Consider the following 19,714-nt stretch of genomic DNA (forward strand, 5'->3'; position numbering starts at 1 on the left):
TGGCCGCGTTTCTCAGCCGGCCATCGGCTTGCCTTCCTCGGCACGGGCTGCCGGATCGAGCGCACGGATCAGAACCTTGCCGATGCGCCGCCGCTCCATGGTCTCGATGCTGAAGCGGATGCCGTCGCGTTCGAGGACCTCGGCCGCCTTCGGCATGCGTCCCAATTCCCAAAGAAGATAGCCGCCGATCGTGGCGTAGCGCCCGCTCTGACCGAGCCGAGGCCGGTTCAGCGCCTGGGCGACATCGGCGATCGGCGTCTGGCCCTCGACCAGGATGGTGCCGTCACCCATATGGCTGATGCCGCCCGCCACCTGCTCGTCCTCGGCAAGGTCGCCGGCGATGGCCGCGAAGATATCGGTCGAGGTGACGATGCCCTCGATGGCGCCATGCTCGTCGACCACGACGGCGAACCGGCTGCCGGTTTCGCGAAAAAGGTCGATCAGGCGGATGACGGTCAGGCGGTCATGGACGATGAGCGGCGGCTCCACCAAGGTCTCGATGCGCGCGTGGGGTTCGTTCAGCAGGCGGCTCAGGACTTCCTTGGTCTCCACCATGCCCAACAGCCGATCCAGGCTTCCACGGCCCACAAGGCAGCGCGTCCGGCCAGTCGATGCCGCCCGTCTGCCCTCCTCGGCCAGGGGCCGGTCGGCATCGATCCAGAAGATCTCGTGGCAGGGTGTCATGATGGCCACCACCGATTTCTCGGCCAGACCGAACACGCCCTCGATCATCGCCCGCTCGGCATCGCCGAACTCCGCTGGGCCGTCGCCGCCGACATTGCTGATCGTATCGTCGTTGCTGATCGAGCCCGCAGAGCCGCCCAGGAGCCGGCGGACGGCATCGGTGGTGCGCAGGCGCATGGGCAGGCGGGCCAGCGTCCGTCGCCGCTTGGCGCCCACCATCTGGTTGAAGAATTCGATCAGGATCGAGAAGCCGATGGCGGCGTAGAGATAGCCCTTGGGCACGTGATAGCCAAAGCCCTCGGCCAGGAGGCTGAAGCCGATCAGTAGGAGGAAGCCCAGGCACAGCATGACGACAGTCGGATGGCGGCCGACGAAGCTGGTGAGCGGCCTGCTCGCCGCGATCATGATGGTCATGGCGACGATGACGGCGGTCATCATCACCCAGAGCTGGTCGATCATGCCGACAGCGGTGATGATGGAATCGAGTGAGAACACCGCATCCAGGGCCAGGATCTGGACGATGACTATCCAGAAGATGGCACGTGAGCCGCCGCCCTCCGCTCCATGATGGCCCTCCAGCCGCTCGTGGATCTCCAAGGTCGCCTTGATAAGGAGAAAGAAGCCGCCGCCGACCAGGATGAGATCGCGCCACGAGAAGGCATAGGGACCCAGTTCCAGGACCGGCTGGGTGAGGCCGATAATCCAGGAGAGGCCGGCCAGGAGGATCAGCGCCAGCCCGAGGCCAAGCAGGCGTGCCTTGTCGCGCTGGTGTGCGGGCAGCTTGTCCGCGAGGACGGCGATGAAGAGGAGATTGTCGATGCCGAGGACGACCTCGAGCACGATCAAGGTGGTCAATCCGGCAAGGATGCCCGGATCGAGGATGGCTTCCATAGGGTCCGTCAGGCTGCGGCGGCTAGAGGCAAGGTTGTCAGGTCAGGCGCAATCATGGCCGGTCAAGCGCAGATAGACGCCGATGCCGAGGTGGGCATCGGCCAGGAAGCCCACGCCGGCACCTACGAGGGCGGCGACGATGAGGGCCTGCGTGCTGCCATGCAGGCGATGCCGCGCATTCTCGAAATCGCGGATGGTCGCCCGCGCGACCCGCGCCTCGTTGGCCAGATGCTGCTGCGTCCAGTTGAGAAGTGCCCGCGCGGCACGGCATTGCTCGGGACGCAACACCAAGGCCGCACCATTAAATTTCTGCCCCGAATCATTGATATCACCCAACATGGGCGACATTTGGGCAGACCACCCAAGCCCGGCAAGATGCCGTCCGCGGAAATTGCCCAGTCGTTTCCGGCAGCGGGTCGATCCAACCTTCATTGAGCCATGCATGAGCTTTGCCGACGTCAGCGACATGATCACCGCCTTCGTCCGCCTCCATCAGGGCTGGACGGCACCCATCGTCTTTCTCCTGGCTTTTGGCGAATCGATCGCCTTTCTCTCGATCCTCATTCCAGCGACGGTCATTCTCCTGGCCGTGGGTGCCTTGATCGGGCAGGCGAATCTGCCTTTCCTGCCCATCTGGTTGGCGGCGGTTCTGGGCGCCACACTCGGCGACTGGCTGTCCTACTGGGTGGGCGATCGCTACAAGGAAGGCGTGGCCAGGATGTGGCCGCTCAGCAGGACACCCGAGCTTTTGCCGCGCGGCTATGCCTTTTTTCAACGCTATGGCTGGCTTGGCGTCTTCGGTGGCCGCTTTCTCGGGCCGCTGCGGGCAAGCGTGCCGCTCGTGGCCGGGATCTGCGCCATGCCGTTCTGGCCCTTCCAGACGGCGAACCTGTTCTCCGCCGTCCTTTGGGCCTTCCTGATGCTGGCACCTGGCGCCTACGGCATCGGCTGGCTCGAGGGCTGGCTTGGCTAGCCTCGGCTCATGCAGCGCGACGCGCAGTAGCCCAATAACTTCAAGAGCGGCGGGTCGTGGCCAGGAGGTGGACGGCCTGGGCGCGGTTGCGCACCGAGAGCTTGTCGAAGAGGTTGCGCAGATGGAACTTCACGGTATTGGGCGAAAGGTTGAAGGCGCGCGCCAGTTCGGCGTTGGTGCGGCCGCTGGAGAGTGCTTCCAGCATCTGCTGCTCGCGCGGGCTGAGTGTCGAGAGCGGATTGTCGAGCGTACGCCTGGCACCGATCGGAAAGACCATCTGGCCTCCGGCGACCGCCGCCACGGCTTCGAGAAGCTTTTCCGGCGGCTCCGTCTTGCTGACGAAGGCGGCACCGCCCAGGCGCATGACGATGGCCGGTACGTCCGGGTCCGGACTGCCAGTATAGACGATGATCGGCGGCGCGCCCGGTCGCTCGCGGAGTGCTTCCAGAACGCCCCTGCCATCCATGAACGGCATCGACCAGCCGGTCACCAGCACGTCGCAGCGCAGGCGCTCCAGCGCGTTCATCAACCGCTCACCATCGGTGGCGACGAAGGCGATGGCAAAGCGCGCATCCTTGGCGATGACGCTCTTCAGGCCGGTCTGGACGATGGGGCTCTTGTCGACGATCGCCACCGCGATCGGCGTCTCGCCGGGACGAGGCGTCTCGTCAGCGTGCCGGGCATCGGGCTTGCCCGTAGCGCGAGAGGAGGCGTGCTGCAGGCTGGCCTCCTCCCGCGCGAGCGGCAGGCCTGCAAATTCCGCAGAGCCGAGCGAACCTGGATCGCTCAACGTCGTCCACCCTCCTGATCGCCCGGCACCGGTCATGGGCCGCGGCCTCGTTTTCTGTCTGGTCGCCTGTCATGGCGGCTCTTTTCTGATTATTCCTATAGCACCACTTGCTGGCGCCGTGGGCGGATTTGCCTGCGGCTTATGTACACTGCCCCGTTGGAAGGGGTGGATGGAACGCCTCGGCCCGGATGCCGTTCATGAAGGGCATCAATGAGGCCCTCCATGCAGCATCCAGTTTCTTCTCTGCGCGCGAGCCCGGCCGTCGACGAGTGGCAAGCCGCAGCGCGGCATGTGGCTGAGGCGGCGATGGCGGGTGCCGCCGAGCTCGATCAAGGAGGTGCTTTCCCGGCGGCCGAGGTCGCGGCGCTGGCGCGAGAGGGTCTGCTGCTGGCGCCCTTTCCAGTCGCCGCAGGCGGGGCAGGGCTCTGGGGCGGCGCCGCGCAGTCCACGGTTTGCGCGATCCTGCGCATCATCGGCCGCGGCAGCCTGCCGCTCGGTCGCCTTTATGAGGGCCACGTCAACGCCGCGGGCCTGATCGCCCGCTATGGCAACCAGGACCAGATCCGTCGCTTCGCCGCCGCCGCTCGCGATGGCGCACTCTTTGGCGTCTGGAACACCGAGCCCGCGAATGACGGGCTCGTGCTCTACCGCGACGGCGAGGGCTGGCGCCTCGAAGGCAGGAAGATCCTGGCCTCCGGGGCCGGCTGGGTCGAGCGGCCCCTGGTGACGGCGCGGCTGGCCGGGGAGGGTGTCGTCATGGTCATCCCCAAGGTCCAGCCCGGCACGCGCGCCGATCTCTCCGCCTGGCAGGTGCAGGGCATGCGCGCCTCCGCCACGGGCAGCCTCGACTTTACCGGCATGGCGGTCGACTCCTACGAAATCCTGGGCCGGCCTGGCGACTATGTCCGGCAGCCGGCTTTCTCCGGGGGCGCCTGGCGCTTTGCCGCGGTCCAGACCGGTGGCATCGAGGCCGTCGTCGATGCGATGCGCGCCCATCTCGTGGATGCCGGCCGGCTGGGCGATCCGCACCAGCAGGCAAGATTGAGCGAGGCCGCCATGGCCGCCATGGCCGCCAGGCTCTGGGTGGAGCGGGCAGCCGCCTTCGCCGAGGCGGAGGGCAACGAGACCGCAAGCGTGGTGGCCCTGGTCAACCTGGCGAGGCTGGCCGTGGAGCAAGCGGGGTTGGAGGTCATCCATCTGGCTCAGCGCTCCGTCGGCCTTGCAAGTTTCCTCGAAGGGCGGCCCCTGGAGCGCCTGATGCGCGACCTTGCCGTTTATCTTCGCCAGCCCAAGCCCGACGAGGCGAAAGTCACCGCCTCCATTCACGTGGGCGCCGCGCCCGGCAGCATCGGCGATCTCTGGTGAGTTGCCCCGCCCAGTCCCTCCCGGCCGGCTATTTCGAGCGGCTTTATGCCGACCAGGAAGATCCCTGGTCCTTCGCCACCAGCCCCTATGAGCAGGCCAAGTACGCGGCGACCCTGGCGGCCCTACCGCAGCGGCATTATGCGAGCGGGCTCGAGATCGGCTGCTCGATCGGGGTGCTCACTCGTCAGCTGGCCGAGCATTGTCAAAGTCTTTTGGCCATTGATGCCGCTGAGGCGGCCTTGGCGAGGGCAAGGCGGCGCAACGCCGATCGGCAAAACGTCACCTTCGCGCGGCTGACGGTGCCGGACGAGCGCCCGGAGGGCAGCTTTGATCTGATCGTGCTCTCCGAGGTCGTCTATTATTGGAACCTCGTCGACATCCAGCGCGTGGCGGCGCTCGTCGAGGCCTCCCTCCTGCCGGGCGGCAGCGTCATCCTGGTGCACTGGATCAAGCCCACCGACTATCCCTTGAGCGGCGATCAGGCCGTGGAGGCATTCCTGCAGGCGACCGCGGGCTTCCTCAGTCCGGTCCGCCAGGCACGGGAGGAGAACTACCGGCTGGATCTTCTGATCCGCAGGGGCTAGGAGCCGCTGCTGAGATATCGGCTTGAAACGACAAGGCCAGCCGGATCGAGAGCTGGCCAAATGGCGAGGTGGCGTTGAGCGAGGCGGGAGTGCGGGGGCGATGGTCGGATTTGCTGCGGCCACCCTATGTCCTGCCGGCACTGACCTTATGCCTTGGCGAGGGCATCTACGCGCTCAACACTTTTCTCGTCTCGACGGCCCTGCCATCGGCCGTGGTCGAGTTGCGCGGGGTCGAGCTCATAAGCTGGGCCTTCACCCTTTACCTGACGGCCGCCATCGTCGGCGGTGCCTCGGCCGGTTTTCTCAAGCAGATGCTGGGTGCCAGGGTTTCGCTGCTGGCGGCGGGCCTGCTCTTCGCACTCGGCACGCTGCTGGCGGCGTCCGCCACCTCGATGCCGCAGGTCCTGGCGGGACGGCTGTTCCAAGGTGCCGGTGAGGGCGTGATCGCCGCTACCTGCTACGCGCTTGCAGCCGAGCTCTTCCCGCGCACGCTGCTCCCCAAGATGTTCGGCGCGCTTGCCGTCATGTGGGCCTCCTCCGCTTTCGGCGGTCCCTTGATCGCGGGCCTGCTCACCGAATGGCTGTCCTGGCGCGCGGCCTTCCTCGTAAATATTCCCCTGATCCTCATCTTTTTGGGCCTCGTCGCCGGCACGCTGCCGGCTTCCGGAAGGACCGACCGGCCGGCCCCGCCGCCCTTCGTCAGGCTGGGTCTTATCGGCCTCGGCATCATGGCGATCGCCCTCGCCAGCCGGACTCAGCATGTGGCACTGACCCTGTTGCTGATGGCGGCAGCGGCGCTGCTGCTGGCGGCTGTGCTGCTGCTCGATCGGCGGCAGGCCAACCGTCTCTTTCCGCAGGGCGCCTTCGGTACCCGCTCCACCCTGGGCGCTGCGTTCTGGGTCGTGCTCCTGATGCCCGTTGCCCAGGCCGCCACGACCGTCTACCTGCCCTTGTTTTTGCAGGCGGGCTGGGGCTGGCGGCCGACCTATGCGGGCGCGCTCTCGGCCCTGATGGCGCTCTCCTGGAGCATCTTCGCGATCCTGGTGGCGAACCTGACGAGCGGGCGGTGGCCGGTTCGCTTCATCCGACTTGGCCCCATCCTCGTGGCCGTCGCCCTGCTGGCCCAAGCCTTTGCCTTGCCGGCGGGCCTTCCCTGGCTCGTGGCCCTGGCCCAGATCGTCATCGGTGCCGGCTTCGGAGTCAATTGGGGCTTTATCAGCCAGGCGGTCATGGAGGCCGCCGATCCGGCCGAGACGGACATGGCCTCGGGCCTCCTGCCGACCGTGCAGTCGGCCGGTTATGCGATCGGCGCGGCACTGGCCGGCGTTATTGCCGGTATGGCGGGCCTGGGCGAGCAGCTTGATATCGCCACCATGGAGCGCTCCGCATTCTGGATCTTCGGCCTGCACGGCCTCATGGCCGTGCCCGCCATCCTGCTGGCCCGTCGTGTCGTCATTCGCAAGTTGGCCTAAGGGTGCTCAGGCCCGGTGCCTTAGCCCGGCCCTCCTTGCCCAGATACCGATTCGCCAGGGCCGCATAGCCGTCCAGGATAGCGGTTTCGTTCATCGTCTGGCTCTGCTGCCAAAAGCTCAGATGAACGGCGGTGAAACCCGGATAGATGGCGTTGGTCTTTTTCGAGCGCCAGAGCGCCTCGTAGGACATATAGGGCTCGTCATCCAGCAGGATGTCACCGACATGGGCGAAGTCCGCGCCCATGATGGCGACGAAATTGATGCTGATGCGCTCGTTCCAGATGAGCTCGATATCGCCCGCCTGACAGAACCGGCCGGGATCGGCCAGGAAATGAGCATGCAGTCCGGCCGCCTTCGCGCCGCTTTCCCAAAGCGAGCCCTTGAAGCCCTTGGGCGGCAGCTCGAACTCGCCGAGCTCCGGCGGGAGGACGCCCAGAGACTGCTGGACATGCGCGCAGACGCCATTGTTGACCACATTGGCGCTGGTCATGAAATGCTCGTGATGGGCACGCCGATGGGCCACGAAGTCGGCGAGCCTATCGAGGTCAACGAACACGATGTCGTCATCGCATTTGAGGATGACGTCGTTGCCATGCTCCTGCACGTGGCGGGCATAGTGTTTGTAATAGGATTGGTACCAGGGGAAACTCATTTCGGCCTTGGCGACGCCCGGCCAATAGCGGTGGACGCCATCGTCCGGGCCGCCCGGCGGCAGCTTCCAGGCCGCACGCTCGTCCGGGCCACTGCGCAGAAAAAGCGCAAATCGGCCCGCTCCCAGGTGGATATCGAGCTCGACCGCCAGCTTCTCACCCAGCCAGGCCTGGATGCTGTTGGCGCGCAGGACGAGGCGTCCGGGCAGATAGCGATAAGGGGTAAGGATGCCCGGCGTGACGTTCAGCGCCTGGGGTATGGGCATTGTCGTCGCATCATCGACGGCGAACAGGGCGGCAGCACTCGGATGCACGAGGATGGCGCAGCCATTATTGCCCCAGCCGCCCAGCGTGATGTCGATGCAGGGGCCGATACCGTCCAGATGCTTCAAGCCAAGATGGACCTCGTCCGCTGAGGAAACGGCAAAGTCGAAAATCGTCTCGGCGGCTCTCAGGTCCAAGATCCGGCCGGTCGGCGCGAAGACGTTTGAGGTCGGCGTCATGCGCAGGTCGGGAAATCGCGCCTCCAGCCAGGCCCGGTCCTCGGCGTTCCGCGCGAAGTCCCAGACGTGCCACTCGTCGATCAGGCCCCTGTCCAAGGCGGCACGCGCATAGCGCTCGAGGAGCGCCATGCGGTCACGACGCCCGGCGAAGGTCGTAAGGATGGTCCGGCCTGGGGAAGGGGGGATGATCGAAGACACCTTGCGCCTCCGCTGTTGCGATGCCCGCGCTCGAGCATCGGCCGCGCGCCAGGCGGGCTGTCGTTCCTCTACACCCCCAGGGTTAACATCTCCTTAAGTGGCCCCGGCCGGTCCCCTTCATTCAATCTTCATTAGTATAGTCGAGGCTGAAGAGAAGGAGGGAGCGCCCGGTCACCGCGTAGGGGCTGTTGAAGCGAAAGCCGTTGCCCTCCTCGAGGTCCGGCTGGTTCGTGTCGATGAGCAGATCCCAGCTCTTGCCGTCGACCCCGCTCGGCAGCTTGAACTCGACCACGTCGTGATAGGCATTGAGGACGAGCAGGACCGTGACGTCCTGGCCCGGTCGCTTGATGCCGGTTTCCTGCGCCCGGCCGTCCATCAGGACCCCCAGACACCTGGCGTTGCTGTCGTCCCAGTCGCCGGGCGTCATTTCCTGGCCCGATGGATTGTACCAGGTAACATCGCGAACCCCCGCCTCCTCGTCGAGCTCGCCCGTGAAAAAGCGCGACCGGCGCAGGATCGGGTAGCGCTTGCGCAGCGCGATCAGCCGCGTGACGAAGGCCGTGAGGTGCTTGTTGCCCTCGTCGATGGCCGCCCAGTCGAGCCAGCTGATCTCGCTGTCCTGGCAGTAGGCGTTGTTGTTGCCGAACTGCGTCTTGCCGTGCTCGTCGCCGGCCAGAAGCATGGGCGTGCCCTGCGAGAGCAGCAGCGTTGCCAGCATGTTGCGCATCTGGCGCAGCCGGAGCGCGTTGATCTCGGCATCCTCGGTCGGTCCCTCGACGCCGCAGTTCCAGCTGTGATTGTCCGAGTGGCCGTCTTTGTTGTCCTCGCCGTTCGCCTCGTTGTGCTTCTCGTTATAGGAGACGAGGTCGCGCAGATTGAAGCCGTCATGCGCGGTGATGAAATTGACCGAGGCCCAGGGCTTGCGGCCACGCTTGTTGAAACAGTCGGCCGAGGCGGTGATCCGTTGCGCCATGTCCGCGAGCTTGCCATCCTCCCCCTGCCAGAAGGCGCGGACCGTGTCGCGAAACTTGTCGTTCCACTCGGCCCAGCCGGGCGAGAAGCCGCCCACCTGGTAGCCGCCGGGGCCGAGGTCCCAGGGTTCGGCCACGAGCTTGACCCGGCTGAGCACGGGGTCCTGGCGCACGCTGTCCAAGAAGCTGCCGCTCTCGTCGAAGCCGTGCTCCTCGCGCGCCAGGATGGGAGCCAGATCGAAGCGAAATCCGTCGACGCGCATGTCCTGCGCCCAGTAGCGCAGCGAATCGGTCACCAGTTGAATGACACGGCCATGCGTCGTGTCCAGCGTGTTCCCGGTCCCGGTATCGTTGATGTAGTAGCGCGGGTTGTCCTTCGGCTTCTTGTAGTAGCTGTCATTATCGATGCCCTTGTAGCAGAGCGTCGGCCCGTTCTCGTTGCCCTCGGCCGTGTGGTTATAGACGACGTCCAAGATCACCTCGATCCCGGCCTCATGCAGCCGGGCCACGGTGCGCTTGAACTCGCCCAGCGTGTTGGTCGCCGAGTAGCGAAGGTCGGGCGAGAAGAAATTGATGCTGTTATAGCCCCAATAATTCTTCAGCCCCTTGTCGACCAGATAGCTGTCGTCGATGAAATGGTGGATCGGCAAGAGCTCGACCGAAGTGACGCCAAGTTTCGTCAAGTAGTCGACGGCGGCGGGGTGCGCCAGGCCGGCATAGGTGCCGCGGATCTTCTCGGGAATATCGGGGTGTAGACGCGTGAATCCCTTCACATGCATCTCGTAGAAGACCGTCCGATCCCACGGAATGTCGGGCTTACGGTCGAGCCCCCAGGTATAGGCCGGATCGATGACCCGCGATTTCGGCATGAAGGGCGCGCTGTCGCGCTCGTCGAAGGAGAGGTCCTCGTCAGGATGGCCGATCGTGTAGCCGAAGAGCGCATGGTCCCATTTGAGTTCGCCGACGATGCCCTTGGCGTAGGGGTCGAGGAGCAGCTTGTTGGGGTTGAAGCGATGGCCGGCATCCGGCTCGTAGGGCCCGTGCACGCGGTAGCCATAGACCGTGCCTGCCTCGGCATCCGGCAGATAGCCATGCCAGACCTCGTCCGTGTGCTCGGGCAGGAAGATGCGCTCGAGCTCGGTCTCGCCGGTCGAATCGAAGATGCAAAGCTCGACTGCCTTGGCCGAGGCGGAGAACAGGGCGAAATTGACGCCACGCCCGTCCCAGGTCGCTCCCAAGGGAAAAGGCCGTCCCTCACGTAGCCGGGATTGAAGGCGAAGAGGGGGGCATTCGCTGGTGGACAAGGAATTCACTCCGGAGCAAGAGGGGCGTCGCGCTTAGAACGATAGGCCGCCCTCCCGGTTCCTGGAGCGACCCCGCGCCGACAGCAAATCATCTTTGAGAAATCCCATGCGGGATATCGCGACGGAAACTGCCGATCGCGACGTTCCAAAAAAGTAGGAAGGCGCTGCGTTTAAAACTCCGTTCCCGGGTCAGGATCGCTTCGGCGCAGGATGAGCAAGTTCCATGTCTATCTCGCAGCTCACGGTTGGCAAGCCCGATCTGCCATGGTTACGTGCTGTGGCTGATACGCTCTCGCTCGGCATCGCCAATGACAATCAGACCGACAAGCTGACCTATCACGGAAACCCGTCCAAGCCGTCCGATCCCGATCTTAAGCTCATCGAGCGGGCGGGACGCGGGGACCAGCTGGCCTGCGGCATGCTCGTCGATCGGCATCTGCGCCAGGTGGTGAGCTTCTCTCAGCGCCTCCTGGGCAATCGCGGCGACGCCGAGGACGTGGCGCAGGAGACGTTCCTGCGGCTCTGGCGCCATGCCGGCCAATGGACGGACAGAGGCGCCAAGGTGACGACCTGGCTGCATCAGGTGGCCCTCAATCTCTGCCGCGACCGGCTGCGTCGCCGCGTGCCCGAGCCGCTCGAGGCGGCGGCCGAGGTCGTCAGCCCCGAGCCCGGTGCCTTGGCGATCCTGCAGCGCCGCCGGGTGGAGGCGCTGGTAAGGACGGCCGTCGAAGCCCTCCCCGAGCGCCAGCGCGAAGCCATTCTGCTTTGCCATTTTCAGGAACTCGGCAATATCGAGGCAGCGGCGACGTTGGGGATCAGCGTCGAGGCGCTGGAATCGCTGCTCTCCCGGGCCAGACGGAGCCTCCGTCAGCGGCTCGTCGCCAGCCGGTCGGATCTCGTGGGGGATGTCGGGGAATGAAGGGAACGATCACGCTCGAGCGCCTCTCAGCGATCCTCGACGCCTATGGCTCGCGCGCTTATCGCTGGCCGGAGGCCGAACGGGATGCCGCCTTGGACCTTCTGGCGCACTCGCCCACCGCCCGCGCCAGACGCAACGCCGCGGCCGAGCTTGATGCCGTGCTGGACATCCTCGACATCGACGACGCCGCAGCCTCCCCGGCCTTGCGCAAGGCAGTGCTGTCGGCGGCACCTCGCCCGCGCAGTCGATTCCTGCCGCGCTTCAGCGCCGCCCGCATGGCGCTCGCCGCCTCGCTGGTTCTGGGCATCGTCGCTGGCAGCTGGGCCGGACGCGAATATACGACCACCAGCGATTCCAGCATCGACATCGTCCAGGCAACACGCCTGGTCTCGAGCTTCGAAGGCTTTTAACCGATGCGCCGCTTCGATCGCAGGATCGTCATCACCTTGTCGCTGGCCCTCAACCTCTTCCTCCTGGGTGCCCTCTCGGCCGGCATCGTCACGCGTTATGGCTGGCCGCCGCCGCCTCCGGGGCAAGGACCTGCCATCCTGCCCAATCCGCGCGAGCTCAAGGAAGCGCTCAGCCCCGGCGATCGCGACCTGCTCGATGAGACCTTCAAGGCGCATCGTGCCGAATTCCGTCCGCTCATCGAGGCGATGCGGGCATCCCGCGAGCAGGCGGTCGCCGCTCTGACAGCCAAGCCCTTCGATCCCAAGGCACTGCAGGCGGCCTTCGCCGATCTGCTCGCGAGCGACGAGAAGGTGACCGCCCAGGCGCAGAACGTGCTGGTGGAGTTGGCCGGGAAGCTCGGCGATGACGGGCGGGAAGCCATTGCCGGCTTGATGCGACGCCGACCCTGAGGCGCCGACTCGCCGTCGGCGGGGACGCGGTGATTATTAATTCACCGTGAATTACTTATTTACATCGCCGCCGATATTAGGCAGGCTAAAGGCAATGATAAGGGCGCAGCGGGCAGGGAGGCCACGATGCGCATCAATAGTGCAAGCCTACCGCAGGATGGCGCGCAAGATCTGCTGGACGGCCAGTCCCATGCCTGGGCCGGTACGTATGACGATGCGGCATCCGGACAGGGGGCTAACTCGGCGTCGCTGCGGCAATTCAACGAGCGGGTTATCATCAAGGCGCTGCGGCGCATGGGCCAGGGCTCGAAGGCCGACCTCGCACGTGCCGCCCACCTCTCCAGCAACACGGCCGGCCAGATCGTCCGCCAACTCGTCGGCCAGCGTCTGATCCGCGAGCGCGGCAAGCGTAACGATGGCGGTCGCGGCCAGCCGGCCACCCTGCTGGGCCTGGATCCCGCCGGCGCTTATGCGATCGGCCTTTACGTCAGCCGGAGCGGCTTCGCCGCGGCACTGCTCGATTTCGCGGGAACCGTCATCGGCTATCGCCGGGTGGAGCGCGATCTGCCTCTGCCCGACGAGGCCTTGCGTTTTGCGGTCCAGGCCGCGCGCGAGCTTTCCAGCGAACTCACGCCGGACGCGGCCCAGCGCTTGGTGGGCATGGGTGCCGCCATTGGCTACGACATGGGCAGCTGGCGTCGCGAGCTCGGCATCGGCGATGCCGCCTTTGCCGCCTGGAACGGCTTCGATATTCGCAGCCACCTGCAGCGCATGACCGGCATGACCATCATCACCGAGAATGACGGCACGGCCGCGGCCGTGGCGGAGCTGTTCGGGGGTCACGGCCGCGAGCTCGACGATTTTCTTTATATCTTCATCGATTATGCGACGGGCGGTGGGGTTGTCTGCGGCGGCGATTATCGTCACGGCGTCAATGGCAATGCCGGCGATGTCGGCCTGATGCCGACCTTGCCCTCGAAGCTCGCAAGCGCCCCTCGCGGCGGCGGCGATCTCGAGATCGTCCTGACTCGTGCCTCGATCGCCTCGCTCATCCGTCATCTCGATTTCTGCGGCCACAAGGTCGAGGACCGCGAGGAACTGCAGCGCTGCTTCAACGTCCGTCCGCCCGCCCTTGAGGAATGGCTCGAGGACTGCGCCCAGGCGCTGGTGGCGCCGATCCTGGCGGCCGTGCGCGTGCTGGACGTCCCGCATGTGATCCTGGACGGCGATCTGCCGCGTGACATTTTGATGGGGCTGATCAGACGCATGACGGTTCTTCTAGATGAGGCCTCGCCCGAGTCCCGCAAGCCGCCAACGCTGCTGGCGGGCCGGGTCGGCCGCGAGGCGCCGATGCTGGGCGCCGCGATCTTGCCGTTTCATGTGAATTTCGGCCCCTCGCGCGGGCTCCTGATCGGAGGACAAGGCTGATGGCAGACGAGCTGCAAGCCGAACTGGGCGTACCGACCCTGGAGATGCGCGGCATTTCCAAGACCTTTCCCGGCGTCAAGGCGCTAAACGGGGTCGAGCTCAAGGCATGGCGCGGCCAGGTCCTCTCGCTGATGGGCGAGAACGGCGCCGGCAAGTCGACGCTGATGAAGATCCTCTCCGGCGCCTACCAGGCGGATGCTGGCGGCGAGATCCTAATCGACGGCCAACGCATCCACATTGACGGGCCGATCAGTGCCAAGGCGCACGGCATCGCCATTATCTATCAGGAGCTCTCGCTAGCCCCCAATCTCACGGTGGCCGAGAACATCTTCATGGGCCGCGAGCTTTCCAAGAGCCTGTTCGTCGACCGTGCCGGCATGATCGAGGCCTGCCGTGACGTGCTCAAGCGCCTGGGTACCACCTTCGGCCCTGAGACGCCCGTCTCGGTCCTTTCGATCGCCGAGCGTCAGCTCGTCGAGATCGCCAGGGCGGTGCAGTCCGGGGCCAAGATCATCGTCATGGACGAACCGACCACGGCCCTATCCTCGCGTGAGACCGAGGGCCTCTTCGCGATCATCCGCCAACTGCGCCAGGACGGCATCGCCATCATCTATATCAGCCATCGCATGGATGAGATCTACGAGCTCAGCGACCGGGTCTCGGTCCTGCGTGACGGCAGCTATGTGGGCACCCTCGAGAAGGGCGAGATCGACGCGCCGACTCTGGTGCGCATGATGGTCGGCCGGGAGCTCTCGAGCTTCTATACCAAGGATCATGACCCGGACGGCACGCGTGGCCCGGTGGTCCTCGAGGTCGAGGGCATCACCGACGGCGGCCGGCGCGTGCACCCCTCCAGCTTCAAGCTGCATGCGGGCGAGGTGCTGGGCCTGGCAGGCCTCGTCGGCTCCGGTCGCACCGAGCTGGCAAGGCTCATCTATGGCGTGGATCAAAGGGCCGGTGGCAAGATCGTCCTTGATGGCAAGCCAGCCCCCATGAGCGATCCCAAGGCATCGCTTGATGCCGGGCTCGCCTATCTGACCGAGGACCGCAAGGGCCAGGGCCTGTTCCTCGACATGTCAGTGCGCGACAATGTCAATCTGGGCGTCATCGACCGCGACGCGCATGGCCCAGGTTTCTTGAATCTGACATCGGCGCGCAAGCGGGCGATCCAGGCGATCTTGGGCCTTCGCATCCGCGTCGCCAGTGCCGCCGTCAATGTGGGAGCGCTCTCAGGCGGCAACCAGCAAAAGGTCCTCCTTTCGCGCTGGCTCGAGACCAACCCCAAGGTCCTGATCCTGGACGAGCCCACGCGCGGAGTCGACATCGGCGCCAAGTCTGAAATCTACAAGATCATCGACGACCTCGCCAAGCGGGGCCTGGGCGTGCTCGTCATTTCGAGCGAGCTGCCCGAGATCATCGGTATCTGCGATCGCGTCCTCGTCATGCGGGAGGGCCGCATCGAAGGCGAGGTCGGCGGCGCCACCGGGCGGGCCATCACCCAAGAAAACATCATGGCCTTCGCCACGGGAATCGCCGCCTGAGCGGGTCGAAACAAAAGCAGGGAGCACAACATTGAGCGAGCAAGAAACGGCCGCCAAGACGGCCGATCGGGAGCGGCTGCAGCTGCAAGGTGGCACCAGCAGCCGCTCGGCCCAGCTCCGCAGCCTGATCCAGGCCCTGGGCATGCTGCCCGTCCTCATTCTCATCTGCATCGGCTTTGAATACATGACGGGGCGCTTCATCAGCTCCCGCAATATTCCGATCGTCCTGCAGCAGGCCTCGATCAACATCGTCCTGGCGACGGGCATGACTTTCGTCATCCTGACGGGCGGCATCGACCTTGCCGTGGGCGCCGTCCTCGCGGTCTCGGCCGTGACCGCCGTCGCCATGTCGCTTTCCTCCTTGAGCATCCTGGCTATTCCGCTGGCCCTCCTGGTGGGCCTGCTCTTCGGCTGCATCAATGGCGCGCTCGTGGCCTTCCTGCGCCTGCCGCCCTTCATCGTCACCCTGGGTGCCATGACCGCCGTGCGTGGCGTCGCCCGCCTGGTCGGCCAAGACACCACCGTCTTCAACCCCAGCCTGCCCTTCGCCTGGATCGGCAATGCCAAGCTCTTGGGCGTGCCGTGGCTCATCATCATCGCCCTCATCGTCGTCCTGATCTCCTGGGTCATTCTGCGCCGCACGGTTTTGGGCGTGCGCATCTATGCCGTGGGAGGCAATCCCGACGCCGCCAGGCTGTCGGGCATCAAGATCTGGGCGGTTCTGCTCTTTGTCTACGCAACCTCGGGTCTGCTGGCCGGCCTTGGCGGCGTTATGTCGGCCGCACGAACCTATTCCGCCAATGGCGCGCAGCTCGGCCTCGCCTACGAATTGGACGCCATCGCCGCCGTCATTCTGGGCGGCACCTCCTTCGTCGGCGGCATCGGCACGATCATGGGCACGCTGATCGGCGCCCTGATCATCGCGGTCCTCAGCAACGGCCTGATCCTCATGCAGGTAAGCGAGATCTGGCAATTCATCATCAAGGGGCTGGTCATCATCATCGCGGTGACGCTCGATCGCTACCGCAACAAGGGTGCCGCTCGCACCTGAGAAAAATTTCCAATTTCACCAACTAAAATCATGCTGGGAGACAACGTTCATGTTCACGCGCAAGCTTCTCGGGGGTGCTGCCCTCGCCGCTCTTCTGCTGGCCGGTTCGGCAGCCAGTGGCCAGGCCAAGGAGTTGACCTCGATCGGAGCCACGCTCGGCAGTCTGGGCAACCCCTTCTTTTTGCAGATCGTCAAGGGCGCTGAGAAAAAAGCCAAGGAAATCAATGGCGACAAGGTCAAGGTGACCGCCGTCTCGGCGGATTACGACCTCAATAAACAATTCACCCAGATCGATAATTTCATCGCATCGGGCGTCGACATCATCCTCCTAAACGCCGTTGATCCGACCGCGATCGCCCCGGCCGTCAAGCGGGCGCAGGACGCGGGTATCGTCGTCATGGCGGTTGATGTCGCCGCGGCCGGCGCCGATGGCACGGTCATGACGGACAATGTGATGGCCGGCGCGGAGTCCTGTCAGTACATCGTCGAGAAGCTGGAGGGCGAGGGCAACGTCATCATCGTCAACGGTCCTCCGGTCTCCGCGATCGTCGATCGTGTGAAGGGCTGTCATGACGTGCTCGACAAGAACACCGGCATCAAGGTCCTCTCCGACAACCAGAACGGCAAGGGCTCGCGCGAAGGCGGCCTCGAGGTTACGAGCGGTCTGCTGACGGCATTCGACCAGGTCGATGCCATCTTCGGGATCAACGATCCGACCTCGATCGGTGCCGATCTCGCCGCCAAGCAGCAGGGTCGCACGGACCTCTTCATCACCTCGGTCGACGGGGCGCCCGACATCGCCAATCAGCTGAAGGATGGCAGCTCGCTTATCCTGGCGTCCGCCTCGCAAGACCCCTTTACCATGGCGGAGCGCGCGATCGAGATCGGTTACGGTATCATGAACGGCAAGAAGCCCGACAATCCGATCGTCCTTCTGCCGCCCGAACTGGTTACGCGCGACAATGTCGGCGCCTACAAGGGCTGGACGAAAGAATAAGCATTTCCAACCTGGCGGCGTCGTTCACCACCAGGCACCGCTCATCTCCTTACAGGACCGCGTGGATGGCCGACATTATCTGCTTTGGCGACCTCTTGATCGATTTCGTCCCCACCCAGACGGGAACGGGCCTGATCGATGCGCCAGCCTTCAAGAAGGCACCGGGCGGTGCCGCCGCCAATGTCGCCGTCGGCCTCGCCAGGCTGGGCGTCGCCAGCGCCTTCATGGGCAAGGTCGGCAATGATCCCTTCGGCCATTTCCTGGCCCAGACCCTTGAGGCCGAGGGCGTGGATATCCGTCCCTTGCGCTTCGATCCGACGGCCCGCACGTCGCTGGCCTTCGTCTCGCTGCGCGAGGATGGCGAGCGCGAATTCCTCTTCTATCGCGAGAACAGTGCCGATCAGAATTTCCGCGTGAGCGAGATCGATAAGGCCGCCATCGAGGCAGCGAGGATCTTTCACTTCGATTCGATAAGCTTGGCGGCCGAGCGTGCACGCGGCACGACGCTGGCCGCAGCCGACATCGCGGCCGATGCCGGGCTCACGATCTCCTATGACGTCAATCTGCGGCCAGCCCTCTGGGCCGATCTCGACGCGGCGCGGCCGACGATCCTGGCTGGCCTCAGGCGGGCCTCGATCGTCAAGCTCAGCGAGGAGGAACTAGCCTTTCTTGCCGCCAACGGCGATCTGGAGCGCGCATGCCAGCAACTTTGGCACCCTGCCATGAAGCTACTGATCGTCACGCGGGGCGCGGAAGGTTGTACGGTCGTCACCGAGCGCTGTGTCTCGGAGATTACATCGATCGCCGTGACACCGGTGGACACGACGGGAGCCGGCGACGGTTTCGTGGCCGGCCTCCTTCAGGGATTGGTCGGAGGTGATGCCTACTTGGAGGACGATGGGGCTTTGCGCGAGCTTTGCCGTTTCGCCAACGCGGTGGGCGCACTGACCACGACGGAGCGCGGTGCCATTCCGGCACTCCCCCGTCGCGACGCCGTACTGGCGGCGCTGGCGCGCGCCGAATGAAGTTTTGGAGACTTTGATGGCCCCATCGTTTAAGCCCGTCGAGCCATTCGACATCGTGGTATTCGGCGGTACAGGCGATCTCGCCCTGCGCAAGCTGCTACCGGGTCTCTATCATCGGGACCTCGACGGTCAGCTCGAGCCTCAGGTCCGCATTTTCGGCGCCGCGCGGGGTACTCTCACCCGCGAGGGCTATCAAAAGATGGTCCGCGAGGCCCTCAAGCAGTTTGTCAAGGAAGCCGATCTCGAGCGCGCCAAGGTCGACGCCTTCATCGAACGACTCCAGTTCGTGCGCGTCGATGCCTCGGGCGACGCTGGCTGGGACGATCTTCGCGCCGCCCTTGAGGAGGGCACGCCCAACGACATTCGCGTCTTCTACCTGGCGGTCGGCCCGGGCCTCTTCGGTACGATTTGCAAGAAGCTTGCTGAGCACGACCTGCGTACGCCCGGAACCCGCATCGTCATCGAAAAGCCGCTCGGCACGGACTTCGCCTCCGCCCAGGCCATCAACGATGCCGTGGGCGAGCATTTCGAGGAGCACCAGATTTTCCGCATCGACCATTATCTGGGCAAGGAATCGGTCCAGAACCTGGTCGTACTGCGCTTTGCCAACCGGCTGTTCGAGCCCATCTGGAACGCCACCGCCATCGACCATGTGCAGATCACCGTGGCCGAGGACCTGGGGGCGGGCGAGCGGGCCGGCTATTATGACCAGTCGGGTGCCACGCGCGACATGGTGCAAAACCATATCCTGCAGATGCTCTGTCTGGTCGCCATGGAACCGCCGGCCTCGCTGGATGCCGATGCCTTGCGGGACGAGAAGCTCAAGGTGCTCCGCTCGCTCCGGCCGATCGTCGGCGACGATGTCCGTTCCAAGACGGTGCGCGGCCAGTACCGGGGCGGCGCCATCGATGGCAAGCCCGTGCCGGGCTATCTCGAAGAGTTGAACGGCCATGTCTCGACGACGGAGACCTTCGTCGTCGTCAAGGCCGAGATCGAGAACTGGCGCTGGAACGGCGTGCCCTTCTACCTGCGTACCGGCAAGCGACTTCCCTCGCGGCATTCCGAGATCGTCATCCAGTTCAAGTCCGTGCCGCATTCCATTTTCGGCGAGGCGACAGGCGGTCTCACGGCCAATCGGCTGGTCCTGCGTCTGCAGCCGAATGAGAGCGTCAAGCTCTTCATGACGATCAAGGATCCGGGCCCGGGCGGCCTGCGCCTGCGCGACGTGCCCTTGAACCTCTCCTTCGCCGAGACCTTCCACATCCGCTATCCGGACGCCTATGAGCGCCTTCTCATGGACGTCGTGCGCGGCAACGCATCCTTGTTCATGCGTAAGGACGAAGTGGCCGCCGCCTGGCGCTGGATCGATCCGATCCGCCAGGGCTGGGAGGATTTCAACATGACCCCCAAGCTTTACGCGGCCGGCAGCTGGGGTCCGACTGACGCCACGGCACTGATCGCCCGCGACGGACGCAACTGGTACGAGGACGCGATCTGAGTAGTTTCGG

At 65.1% G+C, this 19,714-nt stretch carries 18 protein-coding genes; 13 read left to right on the forward strand and 5 right to left on the reverse strand.

The window, feature by feature from the left end:
- Nucleotides 1–12 precede the first annotated feature (12 nt).
- The gene (locus CFB17_RS19880) at nt 13–1,575 is read right to left on the reverse strand and encodes a TerC family protein (protein ID WP_088559369.1); all 1,563 of its coding nucleotides are present in this window, start codon (nt 1,573–1,575) and stop codon (nt 13–15) included.
- A gap of 42 nt (nt 1,576–1,617) precedes the next feature.
- Complete coding sequence (locus CFB17_RS00090) at nt 1,618–1,863, reverse strand: helix-turn-helix domain-containing protein (RefSeq protein ID WP_243389642.1); 246 nt, start codon at nt 1,861–1,863, stop codon at nt 1,618–1,620.
- A gap of 154 nt (nt 1,864–2,017) precedes the next feature.
- On the opposite strand from CFB17_RS00090, the gene CFB17_RS00095 reads away from it, so the two are divergent.
- Nucleotides 2,018–2,548, forward strand: a complete 531-nt coding sequence (locus CFB17_RS00095; RefSeq protein WP_088559370.1) for a DedA family protein — start codon at nt 2,018–2,020, stop codon at nt 2,546–2,548.
- Between the two features lie 40 nt (nt 2,549–2,588).
- Here CFB17_RS00095 and CFB17_RS00100 read toward each other — a convergent pair whose 3' ends face one another.
- The gene (locus CFB17_RS00100) at nt 2,589–3,338 is read right to left on the reverse strand and encodes a response regulator transcription factor (RefSeq protein ID WP_243389643.1); all 750 of its coding nucleotides are present in this window, start codon (nt 3,336–3,338) and stop codon (nt 2,589–2,591) included.
- Between the two features lie 222 nt (nt 3,339–3,560).
- Here CFB17_RS00100 and CFB17_RS00105 point away from each other — a divergent pair, with 222 nt between their 5' ends.
- The 3 genes from CFB17_RS00105 to CFB17_RS00115 all read left to right on the forward strand — a co-directional run bounded on the left by CFB17_RS00105 (nt 3,561) and on the right by CFB17_RS00115 (nt 6,759).
- A complete protein-coding gene (locus CFB17_RS00105) occupies nt 3,561–4,703 on the forward strand; it encodes an acyl-CoA dehydrogenase family protein (RefSeq protein WP_088559372.1) in 1,143 nt (380 codons plus the stop codon).
- A complete protein-coding gene (locus CFB17_RS00110; RefSeq protein WP_088559373.1) occupies nt 4,700–5,287 on the forward strand; it encodes an SAM-dependent methyltransferase in 588 nt (195 codons plus the stop codon). Before CFB17_RS00105 ends, CFB17_RS00110 begins: the two co-directional genes overlap by 4 nt.
- Before the next feature lie 74 nt (nt 5,288–5,361).
- On the forward strand, nt 5,362–6,759 hold the full coding sequence (locus tag CFB17_RS00115; protein ID WP_165769336.1) for an MFS transporter: 1,398 nt from the start codon (nt 5,362–5,364) through the stop codon (nt 6,757–6,759).
- Here the strand turns inward: CFB17_RS00115 and CFB17_RS00120 are convergent.
- Together CFB17_RS00120 and glgX are read right to left on the reverse strand one after the other, a co-directional pair.
- Entirely contained in the window at nt 6,740–8,110 is a 1,371-nt protein-coding gene (locus CFB17_RS00120) for a hypothetical protein (protein WP_133063803.1), read from the reverse strand. The genes CFB17_RS00115 and CFB17_RS00120 overlap by 20 nt on opposite strands.
- 121 nt (nt 8,111–8,231) lie before the next feature.
- Entirely contained in the window at nt 8,232–10,394 is a 2,163-nt protein-coding gene (gene glgX, locus CFB17_RS00125; protein ID WP_088559376.1) for a glycogen debranching protein GlgX, read from the reverse strand.
- A gap of 214 nt (nt 10,395–10,608) precedes the next feature.
- Between glgX and CFB17_RS00130 the strand changes: the two genes are divergently transcribed.
- The 9 genes from CFB17_RS00130 (at nt 10,609) to zwf (ending at nt 19,704) form a co-directional block, all read left to right on the forward strand.
- Nucleotides 10,609–11,304: an RNA polymerase sigma factor gene (locus CFB17_RS00130; RefSeq protein WP_088559377.1), complete on the forward strand. Its 696-nt coding sequence runs from the start codon at nt 10,609–10,611 to the stop codon at nt 11,302–11,304.
- Nucleotides 11,301–11,714 carry a hypothetical protein gene (locus tag CFB17_RS00135; protein ID WP_088559378.1) on the forward strand — a complete coding sequence of 138 codons (414 nt, stop codon included), beginning with the start codon at nt 11,301–11,303 and terminating at the stop codon, nt 11,712–11,714. The genes CFB17_RS00130 and CFB17_RS00135 overlap by 4 nt, the downstream gene beginning before the upstream one ends.
- 3 nt (nt 11,715–11,717) lie before the next feature.
- A complete protein-coding gene (locus tag CFB17_RS00140; RefSeq protein WP_088559379.1) occupies nt 11,718–12,164 on the forward strand; it encodes a periplasmic heavy metal sensor in 447 nt (148 codons plus the stop codon).
- A gap of 126 nt (nt 12,165–12,290) precedes the next feature.
- The gene (locus CFB17_RS00145; RefSeq protein ID WP_088559380.1) at nt 12,291–13,592 is read left to right on the forward strand and encodes an ROK family protein; all 1,302 of its coding nucleotides are present in this window, start codon (nt 12,291–12,293) and stop codon (nt 13,590–13,592) included.
- The gene (locus tag CFB17_RS00150; protein WP_243389644.1) at nt 13,592–15,133 is read left to right on the forward strand and encodes a sugar ABC transporter ATP-binding protein; all 1,542 of its coding nucleotides are present in this window, start codon (nt 13,592–13,594) and stop codon (nt 15,131–15,133) included. The genes CFB17_RS00145 and CFB17_RS00150 overlap by 1 nt, the downstream gene beginning before the upstream one ends.
- 76 nt (nt 15,134–15,209) lie before the next feature.
- Nucleotides 15,210–16,184: an ABC transporter permease subunit gene (locus CFB17_RS00155; protein ID WP_322112113.1), complete on the forward strand. Its 975-nt coding sequence runs from the start codon at nt 15,210–15,212 to the stop codon at nt 16,182–16,184.
- A 49-nt stretch (nt 16,185–16,233) separates the two neighbouring features.
- On the forward strand, nt 16,234–17,181 hold the full coding sequence (locus CFB17_RS00160) for an ABC transporter substrate-binding protein (RefSeq protein ID WP_088559381.1): 948 nt from the start codon (nt 16,234–16,236) through the stop codon (nt 17,179–17,181).
- Nucleotides 17,182–17,246: 65 nt separating this feature from the next.
- Nucleotides 17,247–18,206 (forward strand): PfkB family carbohydrate kinase, encoded by a 960-nt coding sequence (locus CFB17_RS00165; RefSeq protein WP_088559382.1) that lies wholly within the window; start codon nt 17,247–17,249, stop codon nt 18,204–18,206.
- A 16-nt stretch (nt 18,207–18,222) separates the two neighbouring features.
- Complete coding sequence (gene zwf / locus CFB17_RS00170; RefSeq protein ID WP_088559843.1) at nt 18,223–19,704, forward strand: glucose-6-phosphate dehydrogenase; 1,482 nt, start codon at nt 18,223–18,225, stop codon at nt 19,702–19,704.
- Nucleotides 19,705–19,714: the final 10 nt, after the last annotated feature.

Source organism: Arboricoccus pini (assembly GCF_900187945.1).
Lineage (GTDB): Bacteria > Pseudomonadota > Alphaproteobacteria > Geminicoccales > Geminicoccaceae > Arboricoccus > Arboricoccus pini.